18 protein-coding genes are annotated in these 22,858 nt (G+C 50.0%); 9 read left to right on the forward strand and 9 right to left on the reverse strand.

Features of this window, described 5'->3' with window-relative positions; all coding sequences use genetic code 11:
• Positions 1–9: 9 nt before the first annotated feature.
• From JK154_RS08125 to narU, 8 genes are all read right to left on the reverse strand, one after another.
• Positions 10–1,002 (reverse strand): substrate-binding domain-containing protein, encoded by a 993-nt coding sequence (locus tag JK154_RS08125; protein ID WP_211992024.1) that lies wholly within the window; start codon positions 1,000–1,002, stop codon positions 10–12.
• A 75-nt stretch (positions 1,003–1,077) separates the two neighbouring features.
• On the reverse strand, positions 1,078–2,355 hold the full coding sequence (locus JK154_RS08130; protein WP_211992025.1) for an MFS transporter: 1,278 nt from the start codon (positions 2,353–2,355) through the stop codon (positions 1,078–1,080).
• Between the two features lie 87 nt (positions 2,356–2,442).
• The gene (gene idnO, locus JK154_RS08135) at positions 2,443–3,207 is read right to left on the reverse strand and encodes a gluconate 5-dehydrogenase (RefSeq protein ID WP_211992026.1); all 765 of its coding nucleotides are present in this window, start codon (positions 3,205–3,207) and stop codon (positions 2,443–2,445) included.
• 428 nt (positions 3,208–3,635) lie between these two features.
• Positions 3,636–4,313, reverse strand: a complete 678-nt coding sequence (narI, locus tag JK154_RS08140) for a respiratory nitrate reductase subunit gamma (RefSeq protein WP_211992027.1) — start codon at positions 4,311–4,313, stop codon at positions 3,636–3,638.
• A 2-nt stretch (positions 4,314–4,315) separates the two neighbouring features.
• Positions 4,316–5,017, reverse strand: a complete 702-nt coding sequence (gene narJ / locus JK154_RS08145; RefSeq protein WP_211992028.1) for a nitrate reductase molybdenum cofactor assembly chaperone — start codon at positions 5,015–5,017, stop codon at positions 4,316–4,318.
• Positions 5,014–6,549 carry a nitrate reductase subunit beta gene (gene narH, locus JK154_RS08150; protein WP_211992029.1) on the reverse strand — a complete coding sequence of 512 codons (1,536 nt, stop codon included), beginning with the start codon at positions 6,547–6,549 and terminating at the stop codon, positions 5,014–5,016. Before narH ends, narJ begins: the two co-directional genes overlap by 4 nt.
• Entirely contained in the window at positions 6,546–10,292 is a 3,747-nt protein-coding gene (locus tag JK154_RS08155; protein WP_211992030.1) for a nitrate reductase subunit alpha, read from the reverse strand. The genes narH and JK154_RS08155 overlap by 4 nt, the downstream gene beginning before the upstream one ends.
• A 379-nt stretch (positions 10,293–10,671) precedes the next feature.
• Entirely contained in the window at positions 10,672–12,063 is a 1,392-nt protein-coding gene (narU, locus tag JK154_RS08160; RefSeq protein ID WP_211992031.1) for a nitrate/nitrite transporter NarU, read from the reverse strand.
• 308 nt (positions 12,064–12,371) lie between these two features.
• Here narU and narX point away from each other — a divergent pair, with 308 nt between their 5' ends.
• On the forward strand, positions 12,372–14,156 hold the full coding sequence (narX, locus tag JK154_RS08165; protein ID WP_211992032.1) for a nitrate/nitrite two-component system sensor histidine kinase NarX: 1,785 nt from the start codon (positions 12,372–12,374) through the stop codon (positions 14,154–14,156).
• Entirely contained in the window at positions 14,149–14,799 is a 651-nt protein-coding gene (narL, locus tag JK154_RS08170) for a two-component system response regulator NarL (protein WP_211992033.1), read from the forward strand. The genes narX and narL overlap by 8 nt, the downstream gene beginning before the upstream one ends.
• 50 nt (positions 14,800–14,849) lie before the next feature.
• Here the strand turns inward: narL and JK154_RS08175 are convergent, their stop codons facing one another.
• Complete coding sequence (locus tag JK154_RS08175; protein ID WP_211992034.1) at positions 14,850–15,104, reverse strand: hypothetical protein; 255 nt, start codon at positions 15,102–15,104, stop codon at positions 14,850–14,852.
• Positions 15,105–15,287: 183 nt separating this feature from the next.
• Here JK154_RS08175 and fecI point away from each other — a divergent pair, with 183 nt between their 5' ends.
• The 7 genes from fecI to fecE all read left to right on the forward strand — a co-directional run bounded on the left by fecI (position 15,288) and on the right by fecE (position 22,847).
• Positions 15,288–15,809 (forward strand): ferric citrate uptake sigma factor FecI, encoded by a 522-nt coding sequence (gene fecI / locus JK154_RS08180; RefSeq protein WP_211992035.1) that lies wholly within the window; start codon positions 15,288–15,290, stop codon positions 15,807–15,809.
• Positions 15,806–16,759, forward strand: a complete 954-nt coding sequence (gene fecR, locus JK154_RS08185) for a ferric citrate uptake sigma factor regulator FecR (RefSeq protein ID WP_211992036.1) — start codon at positions 15,806–15,808, stop codon at positions 16,757–16,759. The genes fecI and fecR overlap by 4 nt, the downstream gene beginning before the upstream one ends.
• An 86-nt stretch (positions 16,760–16,845) precedes the next feature.
• Complete coding sequence (gene fecA, locus JK154_RS08190; protein ID WP_211992037.1) at positions 16,846–19,167, forward strand: TonB-dependent Fe(3+) dicitrate receptor FecA; 2,322 nt, start codon at positions 16,846–16,848, stop codon at positions 19,165–19,167.
• Between the two features lie 61 nt (positions 19,168–19,228).
• Positions 19,229–20,131 carry a Fe(3+) dicitrate ABC transporter substrate-binding protein FecB gene (locus JK154_RS08195; protein WP_211992038.1) on the forward strand — a complete coding sequence of 301 codons (903 nt, stop codon included), beginning with the start codon at positions 19,229–19,231 and terminating at the stop codon, positions 20,129–20,131.
• A complete protein-coding gene (gene fecC, locus JK154_RS08200) occupies positions 20,128–21,126 on the forward strand; it encodes an iron-dicitrate ABC transporter permease FecC (protein WP_211992039.1) in 999 nt (332 codons plus the stop codon). Before JK154_RS08195 ends, fecC begins: the two co-directional genes overlap by 4 nt.
• Entirely contained in the window at positions 21,123–22,079 is a 957-nt protein-coding gene (gene fecD / locus JK154_RS08205; RefSeq protein ID WP_211992040.1) for a Fe(3+) dicitrate ABC transporter permease subunit FecD, read from the forward strand. Before fecC ends, fecD begins: the two co-directional genes overlap by 4 nt.
• The gene (fecE, locus tag JK154_RS08210) at positions 22,080–22,847 is read left to right on the forward strand and encodes a Fe(3+) dicitrate ABC transporter ATP-binding protein FecE (RefSeq protein WP_211992041.1); all 768 of its coding nucleotides are present in this window, start codon (positions 22,080–22,082) and stop codon (positions 22,845–22,847) included.
• Positions 22,848–22,858: the final 11 nt, after the last annotated feature.

A 22,858-nucleotide genomic window follows, 5' to 3' on the forward strand; every position in this document is an offset into this window, starting at 1 on the left:
GTCCTTGGCTTACAGTGTGTCACCATAATAAATCTGGTAGCCAAGATCGATACGTTCCGCCGTTTCTGCCCCAGACAGGCGTTTAATAAGTGCCTCACTCGCCACTTTACCCATCTCATAACGTGGTGTGATAACACTGGCTATTTTTTGCAAACGTGCCCGGCCAATGTCTAACCCGTGGAAACCGGCAATGGCTATCTCTTCCGGAACGTTGATTCCCTGTTTCTGGCACTCCAGCAAAACTCCCACCGCTAAATCATCATTGGTACAAAAAATAGCGTCAACTTCTGGGTGCTGTTGTTGAAACTGTAAAAACATCTGGCGACCCAGATCGACGGAGGAGATGGCGTGTGGCGCCATATGGAAAGGTTTAAGATTATGAACCGCCAAAGCTTTTTCAGTTCCATGGTAACGACTTAAGTCACGAGGATCGTCCATTGATCCAAAAAAAGCAATTCGACGTTTACCACTTTCCAAAAAGGCATTGGTCATATCCCAGGCGGCCTTTTCGTTATCAAAGCCGACCTGGAGATCAAGCTGATGACCACCGATATCCATCAGTTCTACCACCGGGATACCGCATGCCTGTAGGTACTTGATCATGCGATCGCTATGTTTGCGGCTGGTTAATATCAGGCCATCAATATTATAGGACAGTAGATTAAGAACCTCTTTCTCTTCCCGGAGAGGGTCATACTCATAGTTAGCAATTAAGGTCTGGTAATTATGTTCGGAGGTAATGGACTCTATACCAGCCAGAACGTCGGCAAAAATCTGATTACGAAAAGAGGGGATTAATACCCCAATGGTTTTGCTGCGAGCATTGAGTAATATCTCCGGAGCCCGATTCGGAATATAACTGGTTTCCTCCATTGCCTTTGAAATAAGCTCACGGCTACGTTGAGAAACCTGTGCCGGGTCACGTAAATAACGGCTGACCGTCATTTTATTGAGCCCGGCAAGGTTCGCTATATCCTGCAATGTCATTCGTTGGTTTTTCATCCGGCTCTCTACAGCACATGAGTGGTGTTATTACCGGAACATTACCATGAGTGGCATCACCTGTTAATCTGCAACTCAATGACTTGTCGCTGACATCTCGGGTTGAGCTGCATTCCCGCGCACGCTATACATGAGAATCACTGATGCAAACAGTGCCACGGCCATAAAGGTATAGGAGGCACCGGGCCCACCTGTTATGCCATTTAAATACCCAACCAGCCAGGCACCAAGGAATGCGCCTAATGCTCCAAAGCTGTTGATTAACCCCATAGCAACACCTGATACATTGCGAGGGAGCAATTCAGGAATAATGGCAAAGAAAGGTCCATAAGGTGCGTACATACAAGCCGCGGCGATGACTAATAGTGCATACGAGACCCAGAAAGCCTGGTCTCCTATCAGCCATGAAGAGAAAAATGCGATCCCGGCTATCAGCAGCAGCGGCCAAATAAACAGTTTGCGGTTCTGGAATTTATCCGAGAGCCAGGAGACGGTTAGCATCAGCGTAATTGCAGCAAAATAAGGCACTGCCGCGAGCCAGCCAACAGACACAATATCGATTTGTGCGGCATTTTTAAGAATGGACGGCATCCACATCATGAAACCGTATACACCAATACTCCAGAGTGCATGTACCGCACATAGCATAATGACATTACGCGACCGCAGGGCCTCACCGTAATTACGAACGGGTTTGATATTCCCCTGTTCACTGTCCATAACGTGCTGGAGCGTCTGTTTTTCTTCTTTGCTCAGCCATGATGCTTCAGAAGGTTTATCCCGAACCAGAAGCCACCAGATGCCGGCCCAAAGTACAGCCGGAATGCCTTCTATAATAAACATTTCCCGCCAGCCCCAGGACTGAATCAGATAACCAGAAACAATGGACATCCACAGCACGGTAACCGGGTTTCCAAGAACTAAAAAGGTATTGGCCCGTGATCGTTCTGTTTTAGTAAACCAGTTACTTACGTAAATCAGCATGGCGGGCATGACGGCTGCCTCAACCACCCCGAGCGTAAAACGAATCACCATCAGCATCGGAATGTTACTGACGAATCCTGTTGCTGTAGCGCAGAGTCCCCATAAGATGAGACTGAAAAAAATCATTTTTCTTACACTACGTTTTACTGCATATATTGCGCCGGGAACTTGAAAGAAAAAATAGCCAAGAAAAAAGAGTGCACCAATTAATGAAGAAGTACCTTTTGTAATACCTAAATCATTTTCAATACCTGCTGCAGCTGCAAAGCCATAATTAGCACGGTCAAGATAAGCCAGGCTATAGGTAATAAAAATAATGGGCATCAAATACCACCAACGACGAGCGGGTAATTTCACGGGCGTTTGCATATTTAATCCTTGGTGTACACAGGTGAATACTGACGTTGTAATAACGTCAGTAATTAATTATTGAGATTTAAATTGTTACGTAATTAATTATACTGCGGCCAGCATTCCTCCATCGACAAACAGCATATGTCCATTAACATAGTTAGATGCTGAGGATGCAAGGAATACGGCGGCACCAATGAGCTCTTCCGGCTTACCCCAACGTGCGGCAGGTGTTCGCTGATATAACCAGGAAGAGAATGCTTCATCATTTACCAGCGCTTCAGTCATATCTGTATCAAAGTATCCGGGGGCGATGCTATTCACTTGAATATTATGTTCTGCCAGTTCAACACACATACCACGCGTGAGCATTTTTACGGCACCTTTTGTTGCCGCGTAAGGCGTAATAGTTTTACGTCCCAGTTCACTTTGCATTGAACCTATATTTATTATTTTACCGGCTGATCGCTTTATCATATATTTAGCGACCTGTTGCGAAACCAAGAAAACACCTTTCTGATTTACTTCAATAACATCATCCCATTCCTGTTCAGGAAATTCTATAAATGGATGACGACGTTGAATCCCGGCATTATTAATTAATATATCAATTGGGCCGATATTTTTTTCGATTTCTGCAATGGCGGTTTCTACTTGTACGGACTGAGTAACATCAAATGCATAACCTGTTGCTGAGTATCCCTCAGCCACTAACAGACGTGCGGCCATGTCAGCTTTCTGTTGATCCCGGTCATTAATGATAATTTCTGCACCATACTGGGCAAGACCTTTGGCCAGGACATTGCCGATACCTCGGGCTGAACCCGTGATCAGTGCCCGTTTTCCTGACAGATCAAATAAATTGTTCATAGAGCCTCTTTTCATTTTACTGTTACGCATAACTGTATACGCGTAACAGTGGGGTTGGAAATATGTAGCCCGTTAAAATTACTATATTGTGATCGATGAAGCATTTTGATGCTGTAACGTTGTTGCTGGCCTGATCGCCCGAAGATGGTAGCCCGCCCAGTGCCAAGTACAGGCCCGATGCTATAAGTATTAGGCTATTAACCCAGATATGTCACCGGTGTGGTATCAGCTTTACTTGGCTTGTCATGTATTCCCTGAATCAGGAACCACTGTCATGGAATAGTGGGCAGGTGACTGGGAGGGAGCCGGTACTGGCCTGAACCTGTAACAGGCATTGCACCCGGATCAGGTGATCTGCCTGCGTGCTGTATATTACAGGCAAAAAAATATCTGGACGTAGCCAGATATTTTCAGGACAGCCGAGATGATCAGCGGCGGGCGCGAACAATCTGATATTTGCGGGTCAGATATTCAACGGGCGCGCTCCAGACGTGTACCAGACGGGTAAAAGGAAAGAGCAGAAACAGTGTCATGCCCAGAACCAAATGGATCCGGAAGATATGAGCGACCCCATTCAGGTGCTCAGAGGCGCCACCATGGAAGGTAACGACCGCTTGCGCCCAGCCTACCAGCTTCATCATCTCCCCCCCGTCCATATGCTGTGCAGAGAACGGAATGGTCAGCAAGCCCAGGATACACTGAATCATCAGCAGGCTGAGGATAAGAATATCAGCAGTGGAAGACGTTGCCCGGATACGGGGGTTGAACAACCGGCGTTTCAGTAGCAACAAGCCGCCTAGCAAGGTCATTACTCCACAAACCCCGCCCGCCGCCATCGCGATTTTTTGCTTCATTTCGATGGGCAGGAAAGATTCATATACCCAGTGTGGTGTCAGCAGGCCAAAGAAGTGTCCAAAAAAGATGCCTAAGATTCCGATGTGGAACAGGTTTGAAGCCAGGTTCATGCCCTTGGGGGACAGCATCTGGCTGGAGCTGGCTCGCCAGGTATACTGGCCGTAGTCATAACGCAGCCAGCTCCCCACCAGAAAGACGGTACCACAGATATACGGATAAATGTCGTAGAAGAACACATTGAGAAATTGCATTGTTACTGTCCTCCAATATTCAAATATTGCGGTGCAACGGCACCGGCAAAGCGATGCTGGTGGCGACTTATCTCAGACTCCCCACACCCGGCATCCGCAACAAATTTCACTTGCTCTTCTTCCCAGACGGCGTCGAGAGCCTGTGGTGTGTCATCCCTGACTTCCCCGGCAATTTGCTGGCTGACACGCTCAACGGCGACGTCACTTTCTGACAGGCTAAGTAGGGCATCAAACAGCACGGCATAATCACTTTCACGTTGCTTAAGGCGTGCTGACAGTAACGCCAGAATCGGGGCGACATCTTGCAAACCACTACGCGCCATTGGCTCGTTACATTGAGAGAGATACTCCAGGTACAGCGGGAGGTGATCCGGCAGCTCACGGCTACCGATCTCCATACCTGCCTGTTGGTACTGGTTCATTAGGTTGACCATGGCTTGCCCACGGTCCCGGGACTCACCATGCACATGTTCAAATAATAACAATGAGGTTGCCCGGCCCCGGTCAAACAGTTCGCTATAATTTGCCTGTGCATCCAGCACCTCTTGCTGGCAAAAAACAGAAATAAAATGATGCAATTGGGCCGCTTGTTGGGCATTGAGCGCCCCTCCTGTGGCTGTTGCTTCACACAGCTCCTGTTGATGCTGCCATAAGGCAGTATCCGGATACTCAAGCAACCGGGAAATGACCAGAAGTTCAATCATGACTGTGACCCCGTCTTACTGGACACATCAATGGCATCAATCCGTTTGCTATTGAACAGGTTGAATTTGCTGTCTGAGCCATGGCAGCCATCCCCAAAGCTGAAACCACAGCCATTACGCTCAGGGAAAGCCTCTGCGGCCAGCTCCCGGTGGCTGGATGGCACCACAAAGCGATCTTCGTAGTTAGCTATTGCCAGGTAGCGATACATCTCCTGAGCTTCGGCCTCCGTCAGTCCGACCTCTTCCAGGGCGCGAGTATCTATAATCCCTTCTACCGTCTCGGCACGTTTATAGTGGCGCATGGCCATCATGCGTTTTAACGCCTGTAGCACTGGGGCGGTATCACCTGCAGTGAGTAAGTTCGCCAGATATTCCACCGGAATACGCAGGCTTTCTACATCCGGCAGAATACCGGTATGCGGCAATTCGCCAGCATCCGCCGCAGATTGGATAGGAGACAATGGCGGGACATACCAAACCATGGGCAAGGTACGGTATTCGGGGTGCAGTGGCAGAGCCAGCTTCCAGTCCATCGCCATTTTATATACCGGCGATTTTTGAGCCGCATCGATAACACTTTGTGGCACGCCATCTTTTAGCGCTTGCGCGATCACGGCGGGATCATGAGGATTGAGGAAAATACCCAGTTGCTGTTCGTAGAGATCTTTCTCGTTTTCAGTGCTGGCAGCTTGTTCAATGGCATCCGCGTCATACAACAACACGCCCAGATAACGAATGCGGCCGACGCAGGTTTCGGAACATACAGTCGGCATTCCGGCTTCGATTCGGGGATAGCAAAAAATACATTTCTCAGATTTGCCGCTTTTCCAATTGAAGTAAATTTTCTTGTACGGGCAACCAGTAATACACATCCTCCAGCCACGGCATTTATCCTGGTCAATCAGAACGATACCGTCTTCTTCGCGCTTGTAGATAGCCCCGCTTGGGCAGGTTGCCACACAGGCCGGATTCAGGCAGTGTTCACACAAGCGTGGCAAATACATCATGAAGGTATTCTCGAACTGGCCGTACATCGCTTTCTGGAGATCATGAAAGTTCTGATCTTTGGAGCGTTTATCAAACTCCCCACCCAAAATTTCTTCCCAGTTTGGGCCGGCGGTTATCTTGTTCATGCGCTGCCCAGTAATCAGCGATCGTGGGCGAGCAATAGGCTGATGCTTTCCTTCCGGGGCGTTATGCAGCCGCTGATAGTCAAAATCGAAAGGCTCGTAATAATCATCAATACCCGGCAGATATGGGTTAGCGAAGATTTTACCTAACAGTGATGCACGGTTACCCATGCGCGGCTGTAACGCGCCATTTATTTTTCGGATCCAGCCACCTTTCCATTTTTCCTGATTTTCCCAGTCGTTGGGGTAACCGAGGCCAGGCTTGGTTTCAACGTTGTTAAACCACGCATATTCCGTACCTTCACGGCTAGTCCAGACGTTTTTACAGGTCACCGAACAGGTATGACAGCCGATGCACTTGTCAAGATTCAGCACCATGCCGACTTGTGAACGAATTTTCATTTTACGCTCTCCTGTTTCTGGTCATTGCCTTCACCATCCAGCCAGTTAATATTTTTCATTTTACGTACCACGACAAACTCATCACGGTTTGAACCGACGGTGCCGTAGTAGTTAAAGCCATATGCCAGCTGTGCATATCCCCCAATCATATGGGTCGGTTTCGGGCTAATGCGGGTCACTGAGTTATGAATCCCGCCACGCTGGCCAGTAATTTCAGAGCCTGGCAGGTTCACAATGCGTTCCTGGGCGTGGTACATCATCGTCATGCCTTCCGGTACCCGTTGGCTGACGACTGCGCGGGCGGTAAGTGCCCCGTTATTGTTAAAGACTTCAATCCAGTCGTTATCTTCGATACCCAATGCTTTGGCATCGATTTCACTCATCCAGACAATCGGACCACCGCGTGACAGAGTCAGCATCAGTAAGTTATCGCTGTAAGTGGAGTGAATCCCCCATTTCTGGTGCGGAGTCAGGAAGTTCAGCGCCTTTTCCGGATTACCGTTAGGTTTTTTGTTCATGACACCTTTCACCGAACGGGTATCAATCGGTGGGCGATATACCAGCAGACTTTCGCCAAAATCACGCATCCAGGGATGATCTTGATAAAGCTGCTGGCGACCAGAAAGGGTTCGCCATGGGATCAGCTCATGAACATTGGTATAGCCTGCACTGTAGGACACATGTTCATCTTCAAGGCCTGACCAGGTTGGGCTGGAGATAATTTTGCGTGGCTGGGCCTGAATATCACGGAAGCGGATTTTCTCTTCTTCTTTGTTGATAGCAAGATGGGTATGGTCACGGCCGGTGAATTCACCCAGGGCAGCCCATGCTTTTACGGCGACCTGACCATTCGTTTCTGGTGCCAGGGTCAGAATCACTTCTGCGGCATCAATTGCCGAGTTAATCATCGGCTGACCTTTGGCGGGGCCTTCTGCTTTGGTGTAATTAAGCTTGCGGAGCAGATCCATTTCGCTCTGGGTATTCCAGGCGATACCTTTCCCACCATTGCCCAGGGTTTCCATTAACGGGCCTACTGAGGTGAAACGTTCGTAAGTGGCTGGGTAATCACGTTCAACTGTCACCAGATGTGGTGCTGTTTTCCCGGGGATAAGGTCACATTCGCCTTTTTTCCAGTCCATCACCTCCAGTGGCTGTGACAGTTCCGCGGCGGAATCATGCTGCATGGGCATGGTCACCACATCGGTCTCTTTGCCTAAATGACCAACACAAACTTCTGAGAAGGTCTTTGCAATGTCCTTATAGATTTCCCAGTCACTTTTTGAGTCCCAGGCCGGGTCAACCGCGGCAGAAAGAGGGTGAATAAACGGATGCATATCCGAGGTATTCATATCGTCTTTTTCATACCAGGTTGCGGTAGGCAGTACAATATCCGAGTACAGGCAGGTACTGGACAGACGGAAATCCAGGGTCACCACTAAGTCCAGCTTTCCGTCCAGCCCATTATCGACCCATTCGACTTCTTCTGGCATTACGCCGCCTTCGGTGCCCAAATCTTTGCCCTGAATTCCGTGTTCGGTACCCAGCAGATATTTGAGCATGTACTCGTGCCCTTTACCGGAAGAGCCCAACAGGTTAGAGCGCCAGACGAATAAGTTACGTGGGTGGTTGTTGCCCGCATCGGGTTGTTCCGACGCAAAACGGATATCACCATTTTTCAGCTGCTGAACGGTATAGTCAGCCGGGCTCATCCCGGCGGCTTGCGCCTGTTTTGCAATCGTTAATGGGTTGGTATTAAGCTGGGGGGAAGAGGGGAGCCAGCCCATGCGTTCGGCACGGACATTAAAGTCAATCAAGTGACCGCTATAGCGAGATTTATCCGCCAGTGGTGACAGCAACTCTTCCGCCGTCAGTGATTCATAACGCCATTGGCTGGAGTGGTTGTAGAAGAATGAGGTACTGTTCATATGGCGTGGCGGACGTTGCCAGTCGAGTGCAAATGCCAGGGGAGTCCAGCCGGTTTGCGGGCGAAGTTTTTCCTGTCCCACATAGTGAGCCCAGCCCCCACCACTCTGACCGACACAACCGCAGAATACCAGCATATTAATCAAGCCACGGTAGTTACTGTCCATATGGAACCAGTGGTTCAGACCTGCACCGACGATAATCATCGAGCGGCCATGGGTTTTATCCGCGTTATCAGCAAATTCACGAGCAATACGGATAATGTTATGGCGTGAAACCCCAGTGATTTTCTCGGCCCAGGCTGGGGAATAAGCTTTCACATCGTCGTAGTTCGATGCGCAGTTTTCGTCATTAAGCCCTCGTTCCAGGCCATAGTTTGCCAGCATCAGATCATAAATGGTGGCGACTCGCGCGGTAGAGCCATCTGCCAGCAGAATATTTTTTACTGGCAATTTATGTATCAAGACGTTATCAAGTTTTACCTTGTTGAAATGTTCACTGCTTTCACCGCCGAAGTAAGGGAAACCTACTTCAGCCACATCATCATGGCAGCCAAGCAGGCTCAGACGTAGCTCAATATTTTCACCGCTGGTGCCATCACGCTGTTCCAGATTCCATTTACCTTTCTCGCCCCAGCGGTAACCAATAGAACCATTGGGGGCTAACAGCTCCCCACCCTGATTATTTATTGCCACTGTTTTCCATTGCGGATTGTTCTCCTGTCCCAGGCCATCAACCAAGTCAGAAGCGCGTAACATGCGGCCAGGGGCATAGAAGCCATCGCGTTCTTCCAGCATGACCAGCATCGGCATGTCGGTATAACGACGCACATAATCAATAAAGTACTGGCTGGGATTATCAAGGTGGAATTCCCGCAGCATAACGTGGCCCATGGCAAGGGCCAGTGCTGCATCGGTACCTTGTTTTGGTGCCAGCCACTGATCACACAGCTTGGCAATTTCTGCGTAGTCTGGGGTTATTGCAACGGTTTTGGTGCCTTTGTAGCGTACTTCGGTAAAGAAGTGGGCATCAGGTGTACGTGTCTGGGGAACGTTAGAGCCCCAGGCAATAATATAACTGGAGTTATACCAGTCAGCCGATTCCGGGACATCCGTTTGCTCACCCCAGGTCATGGGGGATGCGGGGGGTAAGTCACAGTACCAGTCGTAAAAGCTCAGGCAAGTGCCGCCAATCAGGGAAAGATAGCGAGCGCCAGAAGCGTAAGAGACCATAGACATGGCGGGGATTGGTGAGAAGCCAGCAATACGATCGGGACCAAACGTTTTTGCGGTAAAAACGTTGGCAGCGGCGATAAGTTCATTCACTTCTTGCCAGCTTGAGCGTACAAATCCCCCACGGCCGCGTGCTTGCTTATAGCTTTTAGCCTGTTCCGGGGTGTTGATGATTGAGGCCCAGGCATCCACTGGATCATTATGCAGTTTCTTTGCTTCCCGCCACAGTTTGATTAAGCGCTTACGCATCAAAGGGTATTTCAGCCGATTGGCGCTGTAGAGGTACCAAGAGTAACTTGCGCCGCGTGGGCAACCGCGTGGCTCATGGTTAGGCATATCAGGGCGGGTTCGCGGGTAATCCGTCTGTTGGGTTTCCCAAGTGACGAGGCCGCTTTTTACATAGATCTTCCAGCTACAGGAGCCCGTGCAGTTCACACCATGCGTGGATCGGACCACCTTGTCATGCTGCCACCGCTGGCGATAACCTTCTTCCCAGTCACGATTGGTATCAAGCAGTTGGCCATGTCCATCGGCAAAAGTTTCACCTTTCTGTTTGAAGTAGCGAAACCGGTCAAGAAATTTGCTCATCGGGATTCTCCTGATGTGGAGCCTGGTGGCTCTGTCTTATCAATACGACATTGCTGATTTGGTTTGCACGGTATCCCGTATAACAGTGTGGATAATTGATAACGATCAATTGCCGATGAGGCGCGGTCAGTTACCGCGGGGCGATCTACCACCAAAGTATTAAGGGGAGTAGGCTTTTAATTAATTGAAAATAAAAGATTTTATATCGTTAATGGTGAAGGTTTCCCCCGCTGCCGTGAGGGGCAGGGTATTAAGGGGTAACTCCGATAAAGCGGTTCAGCAAGCGTATCAACCGGGTTCTTAAATGGGATGATTTCAGATAAAAAAGGCGTGGCTGAAGCCACGCCTGGGATAATACCAAGAGCAATAGAACACCGTATTATTTTACTTTTTTACGGCCATAAACTGCCCAGGTTATCACGATGCAAATAATATAAAACGCGAGGAAGGCTTTCATTGCCCCTGCTGGGGAGCCAGTGAGTGAAAGTGAGATACCGAATGCGTTAGGAATAAAGAACCCACCAATGGCACCAATAGCAGAGATAAAGCCTAGTGCGGCAGCCGTGTCCGTGGCAGACTCATGCAATGCCTGCTCGTCACTCCCCCCCTGGTTTTTCACCCGATCCATGGTTAATTTACGGAAGATGACTGAGATCATCTGGAAGGTGGAACCACTCCCCATACCCGCGGTAAGAAACAACATCAAGAACACGCCGAAGAAAGCAATGAAATTGCCGTTGGTACTCTTATCTGGCAAGGTGGCAAAAAGCAATGCGCTGAATATCGCCATAAAGATGAAGTTGATTAGCGAGACTTTCGTCCCACCAAAACGGTCTGAAATTGCACCCCCGGCAGAACGAGCCAATGCCCCAAGTAGTGGTCCGAAGAAAGCAAAGTGCAGAATATTAACGTCCGGGAACTGGGTTTTTGCCAGCATAGCAAACCCCGCAGAAAACCCAATAAACGAACCGAAGGTTGCCAGATACAGAATACCCAGAATCCACAAATGGACTCGTTTAAGCACGGGTAGCTGATCTTTTAAAGACGCTTTGCTGGTGGCGAGGTCGTTCATCCCGAACCATGCCGCAAGGGTAAAAATAGCCAGTAGCGGTACCCAAACCCATGCAGCATTTTCCAGATACATCATGGAGCCGTCAGCCTGCTCGACACCTGTTCCACCAAAGACGGCAAACATGGAAAGCGAAATGGCCAGCGGGGCAACAAGTTGCATCACACTGACCCCCATATTACCCAGCCCCCCATTAATACCTAGCGCTCCACCCTGTTTTGCTTTTGGGAAGAAGAAGCTGATATTCCCCATACTGGAGGCAAAATTCGCCCCTGCAAACCCGCACAGTAACGCAATAATGATAAATACACTGAATGGCGTTGCCGGGTTTTGCACCGCAACACCTAACCATATGCAAGGCACTATCAGGATACCGGTACTGAATGCCGTCCAGCGACGTCCGCCAAAGATCGGTACCATAAAGGAGTAAGGTACCCGCAACAAGGCACCAGAAACAGAGGGCAGTGCAGTCAGCATAAATAACTGGTCAGGCGTAAAATTGAAGCCTGCTTTATTCAGATTGACGGCAACCGCACTGAATAACATCCACACACAGAATGCCAGCAGCAAGCAAGGAACAGAAATCCATAGATTACGGCTGGCAATGTGGTGCCCCTTACGTTGCCAGAATGCCGGTTCTTCCGGTCGCCATTCGGTGATAAGCGATCGTATTTTCTGGGGACTATCTGGTGGCAGAGACATAGAAACCTCAATAACAGTGGTGGTAATTATCGTCACCTTAGAGGCTAATCAGGAATAACAATTGATATGAATCAAGGGACAAACCATCAGATCAACGGTGGAAAAATGCTCGTTATCCTTTATGAGTAAGATTAAAAACGATGAATAGGTTGGTTTTTCAAACAACTAAAACCCATCACTATTCGGTTGTTATCTCCACAGGTGGCAGCCAGCAATTAATGGGTAATCCTTAAGGAGTATATGTATACTCCGAATGATGTTTGAAAATGTTTGATTGGCTTTCCCTTTATTCAGGAGCTTCACTGCCGATGCTTAAACGTCTGCTATCGCCAATCACATTGTTTAACCAGCTGGCATTAATTGTTCTGTTGCTGGCACTGTTGGGTGTGGCAGGTATGAGCCTTTCTGGCTGGATGGCACAAGGCATTCAGGGGAATGCACATGCCATCAATAAAGCCGGATCGATGCGCATGCAAAGTTATCGTCTGCTTGCCGCCATTCCTCTGGGTGAACAGGACATCCCCCTGTTACAAGAGATGGAAACTATCATCTCGAGTCCTGACTTACAGCTGGCGGCAAAAGAAGGGGGGCAGGAAGCAAGATTAACCGCGTTACAATACTACTGGCATGATGAGCTTGAGCCCGCACTGCGAGAGGCAAACAGTATTGAGCAAGTTCAGTCTCATGTGACGGACTTTGTCGGGCGTATTGATCAGTTAGTCACACGTTTTGATGATATGACCGAAATGCGTTTGTTGCGCATTATCCAGCTACAGTTGGGCATGGCTGTGCTTATGGGGTTGTTGATTATTTTCACTATTATCTGGTTACGCTCTCACCTGATAAGACCCTGGAAAACATTACTGTCAATGGCCCGGGCCATTGGGCAGCGGGATTTCACTCGTCGTTGCAATATTCGAGGGGGGAATGAGATGGCGACCCTGGGCATTGCGTTAAATAGCATGTCGGCTGAGTTGGCGGAAAGTTATGCCAGCCTTGAACAACGGGTATCAGAAAAAACGGCCGGGCTTGAGCAAAAAAATCAGATACTTTCCTTTCTCTACCAGGCAAATCGTCGGCTGCATTCACCCGCACCACTATGCCAGCGTCTCTCTTCCGTTCTGAATGAGTTACAACACTTAACACCCTTACGGAATCTTGAACTACGTATTAACAGATATCAGGATGAAGAACATTATGAGGAGCATATCTTTCAACCGGATCGCCACTGTGAAGTGAGTGGTTGCAAACTTTGCACCGCTGAAACCACCTTACCACCGGGTGAAACTACGGCCCAGAAATGGCGTTTGGCCGATGGGCATATGCAGTATGGCTTGGTTTTGGGTCTGTTGCCCAAGGGCTGTAAACTGACTCGTGATCAGCGGCAGCTTATTCTGACGCTGATGGAGCAACTGACCGTCACACTGGCACTTGATAGACAATACGAACGGCAACAGCAGCTGGTGGTTATGGAGGAGCGTTCAGCCATCGCCCGGGAATTGCATGACTCCATTGCGCAGTCGCTTTCTTGCCTGAAAATACAGCTCAGTTGCTTACAGATGCAAGGCACGGAACTGCCAGAAGAGATGCAAACGTTACTGGGGCAAATGCGGAGTGAACTGAACACATCCTGGCGACAGCTGCGGGAATTACTGACTACTTTCCGCTTACAACTTACTGAGCCGGGTCTGCGCCCTGCACTGGAGGCTTGTTGCCGGGAATTCAGTGAAAAGCTAGGGTTCCCTGTGACGCTGGATTATCAGCTCCCGCCGCGGCTGATATCATCAGCTCAGGCGATTCACGTGGTACAAATCACGCGTGAGGCACTTAATAATAGCCTGAAACACGCGGGGGCAACCGCGTGCGGTGTCAGCGTCCTATTTTGTGAAGACCAAGTGACCTTAACAGTATGGGATAATGGGCGAGGGATATCTGACAACGCTGAACGTCAGAACCACTACGGCATGATTATCATGCGGGACCGTGCGCAAAGTCTGCAAGGTGATTGTCTGGTACGAACCCGCCTCAATGGGGGGACTGAAATCATCGTAAGTTTTATTCCTGAAATAGACACAGGAGCACATCATGAGTAATGCGGAAGCTTCAACTATTTTGCTGATTGACGATCATCCTATGTTACGTACTGGTGTTAAACAGCTGATCAGCATGGCCCCCGAACTGGCGGTTATTGGTGAGGCAGGTAATGGAGAGCTGGGCGTACAGTTGGCTGAGGCATTTGATCCGGACTTGATCCTGCTGGACTTGAATATGCCCGGTATGAACGGGCTGGAAACTCTGGACTGCCTGCGTGAGAAACCCCTTTCCGGTCGTATTGTGGTTTTTACCGTCTCAAATCATGAAGAGGATGTTGTTAATGCCCTTAAAAGAGGCGCAGATGGTTATCTTCTGAAAGACATGGAGCCAGAAGAACTGCTTAAAGCACTACAACAAGCCGCAGCGGGTGAAATTGTTTTAAGCGAAGCATTAACGCCTGTGCTGGCTGCCAGTTTACGTGCCAACCGCGTCACTTCAGACCGGGATATTAATCAGCTCACGCCACGCGAGCGGGATATCCTGAAGCTTATCGCCCAGGGATTACCCAATAAAATGATCGCGCGTCGCCTGGATATTACTGAAAGTACGGTAAAAGTTCATGTGAAGCATTTGCTGAAAAAAATGAAATTGAAATCCCGGGTGGAGGCCGCCGTCTGGGTGCATCAGGAACATCTTTTCTGAGTGAGGATGACACATTGCCCCTGTCTGGGAGCAAAGGATTAAACCGACTCTCAGCGATTATGACTACGTAGCATGGTACAGAAAGAGCAGGCACAGCCAGGGACTGGGGAAGCATCACAAGTACCGAACAGGTTCGTTGGTCCGGTCACACTGTTCTGGCTGTAAAAACTACCCAGAATATGATTCTCCAGTGAACGGACGTTATCAATACCCTCACCAGCCATCACGCTCGGCTGTGAACTGAATGCCAGGCAACCGAAGGAGGATACTGCCAGTGACATGGCAATAACACTGTTAATTTTCATAGAAAATACTCTGAACATTAAAGATATGTAATAACATATCTTTAATGTTCGTCATTGAACAGTACCCCAAAGGCTAAAAATATTTAAAAGCGCAGTGTAAGGGATAAGAAAATTTCAATTGTAATGAGAACTATTCTCATAATAATATGGCTGCGTGATAATTAACTTTCGATACTTTCCAGTATGTCTGACCGCACCGCAACCACGGCCTCTGTAGCACTTGAATCGTTTTATGGCACTCATCACGGCTGGTTAAAAAGTTGGCTTACCTGTAAGCTCCAGTCAGCGTTTGATGCAGATGATATTGCCCAGGATACCTTCCTCAGGGTTATGGGGAGTGATTCACTGTCAGCCATTCGTGACCCACGATCTTTTCTCTGCACTATTGCCAAACGGGTGATGGTCGATCTTTTCCGTCGCAATGCGCTGGAAAAAGCTTACCTGGAAATGCTGGTACAGCTACCAGAATCACTGGCACCTTCACTGGAAGATCGTGAAAGTCAGCTGGAAACACTACAGCTTATCGATAATATGCTCGATGGTCTTAATATGAAAACTCGGCAGGCTTTTCTGCTTTCGCAACTGGATGGACTTGGTTACAGGGAGATTGCGTTAAAGCTTGGCGTTTCTGTGAGCTCCGTGAAAAAGTATGTTGCGAAAGCCGTTGAACATTGCCTGCTATTCCGCCTGGAGCATGGCTTATGACCTCGTCGTTGACTGACTCCCGTCGTCAGGCATTACGATCAGCTTCACACTGGTATGCTGTGTTAAGTGGTGAACCAACTAATCCCCAGCAGGAAGCACGCTGGCAACAGTGGTATGAACAGGATCAGGATAATCAGTGGGCCTGGCAACAAGTAGAAAATTTGCGTAGCCAGCTCAGTCATGTCCCTGGCAATATCGCAAGCCGGGCGCTGCAAGATACCCAGATCACTCGACGCCATGTGATGAAAGGGCTATTGCTGTTACTGGGTATTGGCGGCGGCTGGCGTCTTTGGCAATCTGAAATGGGCGAAGGGCTACGGGCCGACTACCGTACTGCAAAAGGTGAAGTGAGTCAGTTAAGGCTGGAAGATGGATCCCGGCTGATGCTGAATACCCAAAGTGCAGCCAATGTGCAGTTTGATGGACGCCAGCGAACGGTGCTGCTTTGGTATGGTGAAATCGCCATCACTACGGGGAAAGATACCCAGCAGCGTCCTTTCCGCGTGATTACCCGTCAGGGGCGACTGACGGCATTAGGCACCCAATTCACGGTTCAGCAGCAGGATGATGTTACACAGCTGGATGTGCAACAGCATGCGGTGGAAGTTGCTCTCGCTGATGACATGGGCAGGAAACGAGTGATACAGGCCGGAGAGAGCTTGTTGTTCAGCGCATCAGCATTTGGTTCCGTCACACCATTGGATGAAGAACGGAGCAGCTGGGTGCAGGGCAGTCTGAGCTTTAGTGATAAGCCCCTGAGAGAGGTAGTTGCCACCCTGGGCCGTTACCGCCGTGGGGTATTACGTTGTGATCCGGCCGTTGCTGACTTACGTTTAAGCGGTACTTTCTCACTGAGGGACCCTGACGGCACGCTTAATATTATCTCACAAACATTACCGGTTAAAATTCAATACATTACAAGATATTTAGTGACTATCCTTCCACGGTAAGAAAAATAATTCTCATTTCGATTGTCCTTTTTATCCTTCCCGTTCGACTCATCGCTGAATACAACAAAAATGATGATGGAGAAGGTATGACGCCTGCACGTGGTTTTCGTAAAACAACGCCTTTGGCTAATGTAGTTCGCCTGAGCATGCTATCGCTGGTCGGGTTCCCGTTATCCTCTTTTGCCGTACTGGTTAACATTCCTGCAGGCCCTCTTGATAAAGCGCTTAATCAGTATGCTGCCGAGAGTGGGGCGATATTATCGGTAGATGCCAGCCTGACGCGTGGTAAGCAAAGCAACGGCTTACACGGCGACTATCCGGTGGAAAATGGCCTGCAACAATTGCTGAAGGGAAGTGACCTGCAGGTAAAGTCATTGGGGAATAACAGTTGGACGCTGGAAGTTATTCCAGCGTCCAAAGAAGATTCAATGACCGTTGTCGGGGACTGGCTGGGGGATGCTCGTGAAAATGATGTCTTTGAGCATGCTGGTGCCCGCGATGTGGTTCGTCGTGAAGATTTTGCCAAAACGGGGGCTGCAACGTTACGGGAAGCTCTCAACCGTATCCCTGGGGTTAATGCGCCGGAAAACAGCGGTACAGGTAGCCACGACTTGGCACTTAATTTAGGTATCCGCGGCCTGAACCCACGGTTGGCGAGCCGTTCAACCATTCTGATGGACGGTATCCCTGTGCCTTTTGCACCCTATGGTCAGCCACAGCTTTCACTGGCCCCTGTATCACTTGGGAACATGGATGCCATTGATGTCGTTCGTGGTGGGGGCGCAGTACGCTATGGTCCCCAGAGTGTTGGTGGGGTGATTAACTTTGTCACCCGCGCTATCCCCCAGGACTTTGGTATTGCCGCCGGGGTGGAGGGCCAACTCAGCCCCTCTTCTTCCCAGCATAACCCGAAAGAGACGCATAACCTGATGGTTGGCGGCACGGCAGATAACGGGTTTGGTGCGGCAGTGCTCTATTCCGGTGTTCGTGGTAGTGACTGGCGCCAGCACAGCGACACCCGCATTGACGACATCATGCTAAAAAGTAAATATGCCCCGAATGACGTGCACAGCTTTAATAGTTTATTGCAGTACTACGATGGCGAGGCCGATATGCCAGGTGGCCTGTCTCGGGAAGACTATGACGCCGATCGCTGGCAATCAACCCGACCTTATGACCGTTTCTGGGGGCGGCGTAAACTGGCCAGCCTGGGTTACCAGTTTCAGCCAGACAGCCAGCATAAGTTTAATCTTCTGGGGTTCTATACCGAAACGCTACGTAGCGGCTATCTGGAACAAGGAAAAATTCTGACCCTTTCACCACGAACTTACTGGGTTCGCGGCATTGAGCCACGTTACAGCCAGAGCTTTATGCTGGGATCCTCTGCTCATGAGGTAGGTGTCGGGTACCGCTATGTGAATGAATCAACCCATGAGTTGCGTTACTACACCCCAACCGAAAGTGGGCAGTTGCCATCCAACTCGAGTCCTTATGACCGCGATATCCGTTCTGGCACCCAGGCCCATGCCTGGTATCTGGATGATAAAATTGATCTGGGTAACTGGACTATTACCCCGGGCATGCGTTTCGAGCATATTCAGTCCCATCAGGATAACAGCACCAAACATACCTATACGGATGTCAGTTATAATGCCTCGCTTCCTGCACTAAATGTCCTTTATCACCTGACAGATAGCTGGAATATTTATGCCAATACCGAAGGTTCCTTTGGCACAGTACAGTACAGCCAAATTGGCAAAGCCGTGCAAAGCGGTGATGTGGAGCCGGAAAAAGCGCGAACTTGGGAACTCGGAACCCGATACGACGACGGTGCGTTAACGGCTGAGGTTGGACTGTTTATGATTAACTTTAGTAATCAGTACGACTCTAACCAGACCGATGATACCGTGACGGCAAGGGGCAAAACGCGCCATACCGGGCTGGAAACTCAGGCCAGATACGATCTTGGCACCTTGACGCCTAAGCTGGATGATGTCTTTGTTTACACCAGCTACGCCTATGTTAATGCGAAGATTATTGAGCATGGTGATACTTACGGTAATCAGGTTCCCTTCTCACCGAAGCAAAAAGGCACCTTGGGTGTGGACTATAAACCCGGTAACTGGACGTTTAACCTGAACAGCGATTTTCAGTCCAGTCAGTTTGCCGATAACGCCAATACCGTTCAGGAGAACAGCAGTGGCAGTATCGGGCGCATCCCTGGTTTTATGTTGTGGGGCGCACGCGTGGCGTATGATTTTGGCCCACAAATGGCAAACTTGCACATGTCTTTCGGGGTAAAAAACCTCTTCGATCAGCGGTATTTCACCCGTTCTGATGACAATAACAAAGGCATTTATGCAGGTCAGCCCCGCACGTTATATATGCAAGGGTCATTGAAGTTCTAATCACTGACACATGATTTTCAGGCTGGGCAGTAAGAACGCTGCCCCGCATTCAGGAGTCCGTATGTTCACATTTTGCCGGTTTCTTTTTACAGGTTTACTGTTAGTAACCAGTCACGCCTTTGCCGTGACGGTTCAGGACGAACATGGCACCTTTACGCTCGATAAAACACCCCAGCGGATTGTGGTGCTGGAACTCTCTTTTGCCGATGCGCTTGCGGCAATTGATGTCAGCCCGGTCGGGATTGCTGACGACAACGATGCGAGTCGTATCCTGCCTGAGGTTCGTGCGCACTTGAAACCCTGGCAATCCGTCGGGACACGTGCTCAACCCAGCCTGGAGGCTATCAGTGCGTTAAAACCGGATCTGATTATTGCTGACAGTAGCCGCCATTCCGGCATTTACAGTGCATTACAGCAGATAGCCCCGGTATTACTGCTTAAATCGCGTAACGAAACCTATAATGACAACGTGCGATCCGCGGCGATCATTGGTGATGTTGTGGGGCGACATGCCCAGATGGATTCACGGTTGAAACAACACCAGCAGAAAATGGCCCAATGGGCCAGTCAGTTGCCTGAGGGAAGCCTGGTGGTATTTGGTACTTCCCGTGAGCAGCAGTTCAACCTGCATTCTCAGGATACTTACACGGGCAGTGTCCTGGCCTCTCTGGGATTAAATGTCCCTGCGCCGATAGGTGGAGCCTCAATGCCATCCATTGGACTTGAACAGTTACTGGCCATTAATCCCTCTTGGTTGCTGGTCGCGCATTATCGCCAGGAGAGTATTGTGAAACGCTGGGAACAAGATCCACTTTGGCAAATGCTAACCGCGGCGCAAAAGCAACAAGTCGCCTCTGTTGACAGTAATGCCTGGGCACGGATGCGGGGGATTTTTGCCGCCGAAAGAATAGCGAGTGATACTGTAAATATCTTTAATCATCAGCCTGTTAAAAGTTTGAAATGACGCATTTCAGGCATCCGGTGCTACTGTGGGGGCTACCCATTGTGGCACTTATTACTCTTTTCTGGCTGAGTCTGTTTTGCTACTCAGCCATTCCTGTTTCTGGCTCTGATGCTTTGCGTGCTTTATTCCCGGGGCATTCTCCCAGTCTCCCGGAAGCCCTGGTACAAAATTTGCGTTTACCAAGAAGCCTGGTGGCTATTCTGATTGGTGCCAGTCTGGCCCTGGCGGGCTCGTTGCTACAGACTCTGACCCATAACGCCATGGCCTCGCCCTCACTGTTGGGTATTAATAGTGGTGCCGCCCTGGCGATGGCACTGACCAGTGCCCTGAGCCCATCCCCGATAGCGGGATATCCTCTCTCTTTTATCGCCGCCTGTGGGGGCGGTGTTATCTGGTTGTTGGTCATGAGTGCTGGAGGGGGATTTCGTCATACCCAGGAGAGAAACAAACTAGTACTGGCGGGAATTGCTTTGTCGGCTTTTTGCATGGCTCTGACCCGTATCACGCTCCTGCTGGCAGAAGATCACGCTTATGGCATTTTTTACTGGCTGGCAGGGGGCGTGTCTCATGCGCGCTGGCAAGAGTTCTGGCAGCTTTTTCCCGTTGTGGTGATAATCATGCCAGTGATATTACTGCTCGCGCATCAGTTGAATTTGCTTAATGTCAGCGACAGTGCTGCCCACACCTTGGGAGTTAATCTGCTGAAGCTACGGGTGATTATTAATGTCCTGGTACTGATGCTGGTCGGTGCCTGCGTGAGTGTGGCTGGCCCAGTGGCATTCATTGGATTACTGGTGCCACATCTTGCCCGTTTCTGGATAGGATTCAACCAACGAAAAGTCTTACCCATGTGTATGTTACTCGGGGCCATGCTGATGCTACTGGCAGACGTGCTGGCCAGAGCGCTGGCGTTCCCTGGTGATCTCCCGGCAGGAGCCGTACTGGCACTGATTGGCGCCCCGTGTTTTGTCTGGCTTGTCAGGAGGCGTGGGTGAGAATTTCACTGGTTATGGCTATCGTTCTGATGCTGACAGGCTGCGCTATCCTGTCGCTACAATCAGGGGTGATTAAGGTCCCCTGGCACGCCTTACTGACTGACTGGCAAGCCGGTCGCGAACATTATTATGTGCTGATGGACTACCGCCTGCCAAGGCTACTGCTGGCAATCTTTGTGGGGGCCGGACTTGCCGTTGCAGGAGTGTTGGTGCAAGGGATTGTTCGTAACCCACTAGCCTCACCTGATGTTCTTGGTGTCAATCATGCCGCCAGTCTTGCCTCAGTCGGTTCACTACTTTTCTTGCCTTCACTGCCTGTGGCGATGCTGCCACTGGTCGCCTTTGCAGGAGGAATGGTGAGTTTGATGTTACTCAGACTACTGGCGAATACTTCCCAGCCGATGACACTTGCACTCACGGGCGTGGCACTTTCCGCCTGCTGGGCGAGCCTGACAGATTATTTAATGCTGTCGCGTCCTCAGGATGTCAGCAGTGCGTTACTGTGGCTTACCGGGAGCCTGTGGGGGCGCGACTGGAGTTTTGTTAAAATTGCAGTCCCGGTGCTTATCTTACTCTTGCCACTCAGCCTGCGGTTTAGTCGTGACCTGGACTTGTTGGCACTGGGGGATGCTCGTGCCGCGACACTTGGGGTATCCGTCCGTCGCTGTCAGTTTTGGGGACTCTTTCTGGCTGTGGCTATGACAGCAACCGGGGTTGCTGTTTGTGGCCCGATAAGTTTTATCGGTCTGGTGGTGCCACATATCGTACGCAAAATGACAGGTGGGCGTCACCGCTGGTTACTCCCGATTTCTGCACTCACAGGGGCGTTATTGTTGGTGATAGCCGATCTGCTGGCACGCATGATCCACCCACCACTGGAACTGCCAGCCGGAGTACTGACGGCGATCATCGGTGCCCCCTGGTTTGTCTGGCTGCTTGTGAGAATGCGATAAATGATATTACAAACTAAAAAGTTAACCGTCAGTTACGGTACTCAGAGGGTATTGGATGATCTTTCAATCACGCTACCTCAAGGGAAGATAACGGCGCTCCTCGGCCCCAATGGTTGTGGAAAGTCGACCCTGCTAAATTGCTTTTCACGTCTGTTAGATCCCCAGTCTGGCACGGTAACACTGGGAGGTAAGCTGATTCATGACTATAGCTCCCGTCAGCTGGCCCGTCGCCTTGCGTTGTTACCCCAGCACCATTTAACTCCTGAGGGCATCACCGTCCGTGAGCTGGTTGCTTATGGGCGTAGTCCCTGGCAGTCTCTTTGGGGACGTCTTTCATCTGAGGATCATGCCCTTATCAATAGCGCCATGAGTCAGACCCAGACGTGTCATCTGGCGGATCGTCGTTTAACGGCGCTTTCCGGCGGGCAGCGTCAGCGGGCATTCCTGGCAATGGTGCTGGCACAAGACACGCCGCTGGTTTTGCTCGATGAGCCTACCACCTATCTGGATATTAACCACCAGGTCGAGCTCATGAGGCTGATGGGAGAACTCAAAATACAAGGGAAAAGTGTGATCGCCGTATTGCACGACCTGAACCAGGCCAGCCGTTACTGTGATCATCTGGTGGTGCTGGCAAGTGGGCGTGTTATCGCCCAGGGGGCACCGGAGGAAGTGATGACGCCTGAATTGTTAAAAACCGTGTTTAGTGTGGAGGCAGAAATACACCCTGAACCAATATCAGGCCGGCCTATGTGCGTGGTGGTGTGAGGATATTACCC

The organism is Citrobacter sp. JGM124 (assembly GCF_018257795.1).
Classification (GTDB): Bacteria; Pseudomonadota; Gammaproteobacteria; order Enterobacterales; family Enterobacteriaceae; genus JGM124.

Coding starts and splice junctions, on each gene's coding strand:
- JK154_RS08130 (WP_211992025.1), bottom strand. CDS start 2,355: ATGCAAACGCCCGTGAAATTACCCGCTCGTCGTTGGTGGTATTTGATG.
- narU (WP_211992031.1), bottom strand. CDS start 12,063: ATGTCTCTGCCACCAGATAGTCCCCAGAAAATACGATCGCTTATCACC.
- fecR (WP_211992036.1), top strand. CDS start 15,806: ATGACCTCGTCGTTGACTGACTCCCGTCGTCAGGCATTACGATCAGCT.
- idnO (WP_211992026.1), bottom strand. CDS start 3,207: ATGAACAATTTATTTGATCTGTCAGGAAAACGGGCACTGATCACGGGT.
- JK154_RS08125 (WP_211992024.1), bottom strand. CDS start 1,002: ATGAAAAACCAACGAATGACATTGCAGGATATAGCGAACCTTGCCGGG.
- narX (WP_211992032.1), top strand. CDS start 12,372: ATGCTTAAACGTCTGCTATCGCCAATCACATTGTTTAACCAGCTGGCA.
- fecC (WP_211992039.1), top strand. CDS start 20,128: ATGACGCATTTCAGGCATCCGGTGCTACTGTGGGGGCTACCCATTGTG.
- narH (WP_211992029.1), bottom strand. CDS start 6,549: ATGAAAATTCGTTCACAAGTCGGCATGGTGCTGAATCTTGACAAGTGC.
- narJ (WP_211992028.1), bottom strand. CDS start 5,017: ATGATTGAACTTCTGGTCATTTCCCGGTTGCTTGAGTATCCGGATACT.
- fecE (WP_211992041.1), top strand. CDS start 22,080: ATGATATTACAAACTAAAAAGTTAACCGTCAGTTACGGTACTCAGAGG.
- JK154_RS08175 (WP_211992034.1), bottom strand. CDS start 15,104: ATGAAAATTAACAGTGTTATTGCCATGTCACTGGCAGTATCCTCCTTC.
- narL (WP_211992033.1), top strand. CDS start 14,149: ATGAGTAATGCGGAAGCTTCAACTATTTTGCTGATTGACGATCATCCT.
- JK154_RS08195 (WP_211992038.1), top strand. CDS start 19,229: ATGTTCACATTTTGCCGGTTTCTTTTTACAGGTTTACTGTTAGTAACC.
- fecI (WP_211992035.1), top strand. CDS start 15,288: ATGTCTGACCGCACCGCAACCACGGCCTCTGTAGCACTTGAATCGTTT.
- narI (WP_211992027.1), bottom strand. CDS start 4,313: ATGCAATTTCTCAATGTGTTCTTCTACGACATTTATCCGTATATCTGT.
- JK154_RS08155 (WP_211992030.1), bottom strand. CDS start 10,292: ATGAGCAAATTTCTTGACCGGTTTCGCTACTTCAAACAGAAAGGTGAA.
- fecA (WP_211992037.1), top strand. CDS start 16,846: ATGACGCCTGCACGTGGTTTTCGTAAAACAACGCCTTTGGCTAATGTA.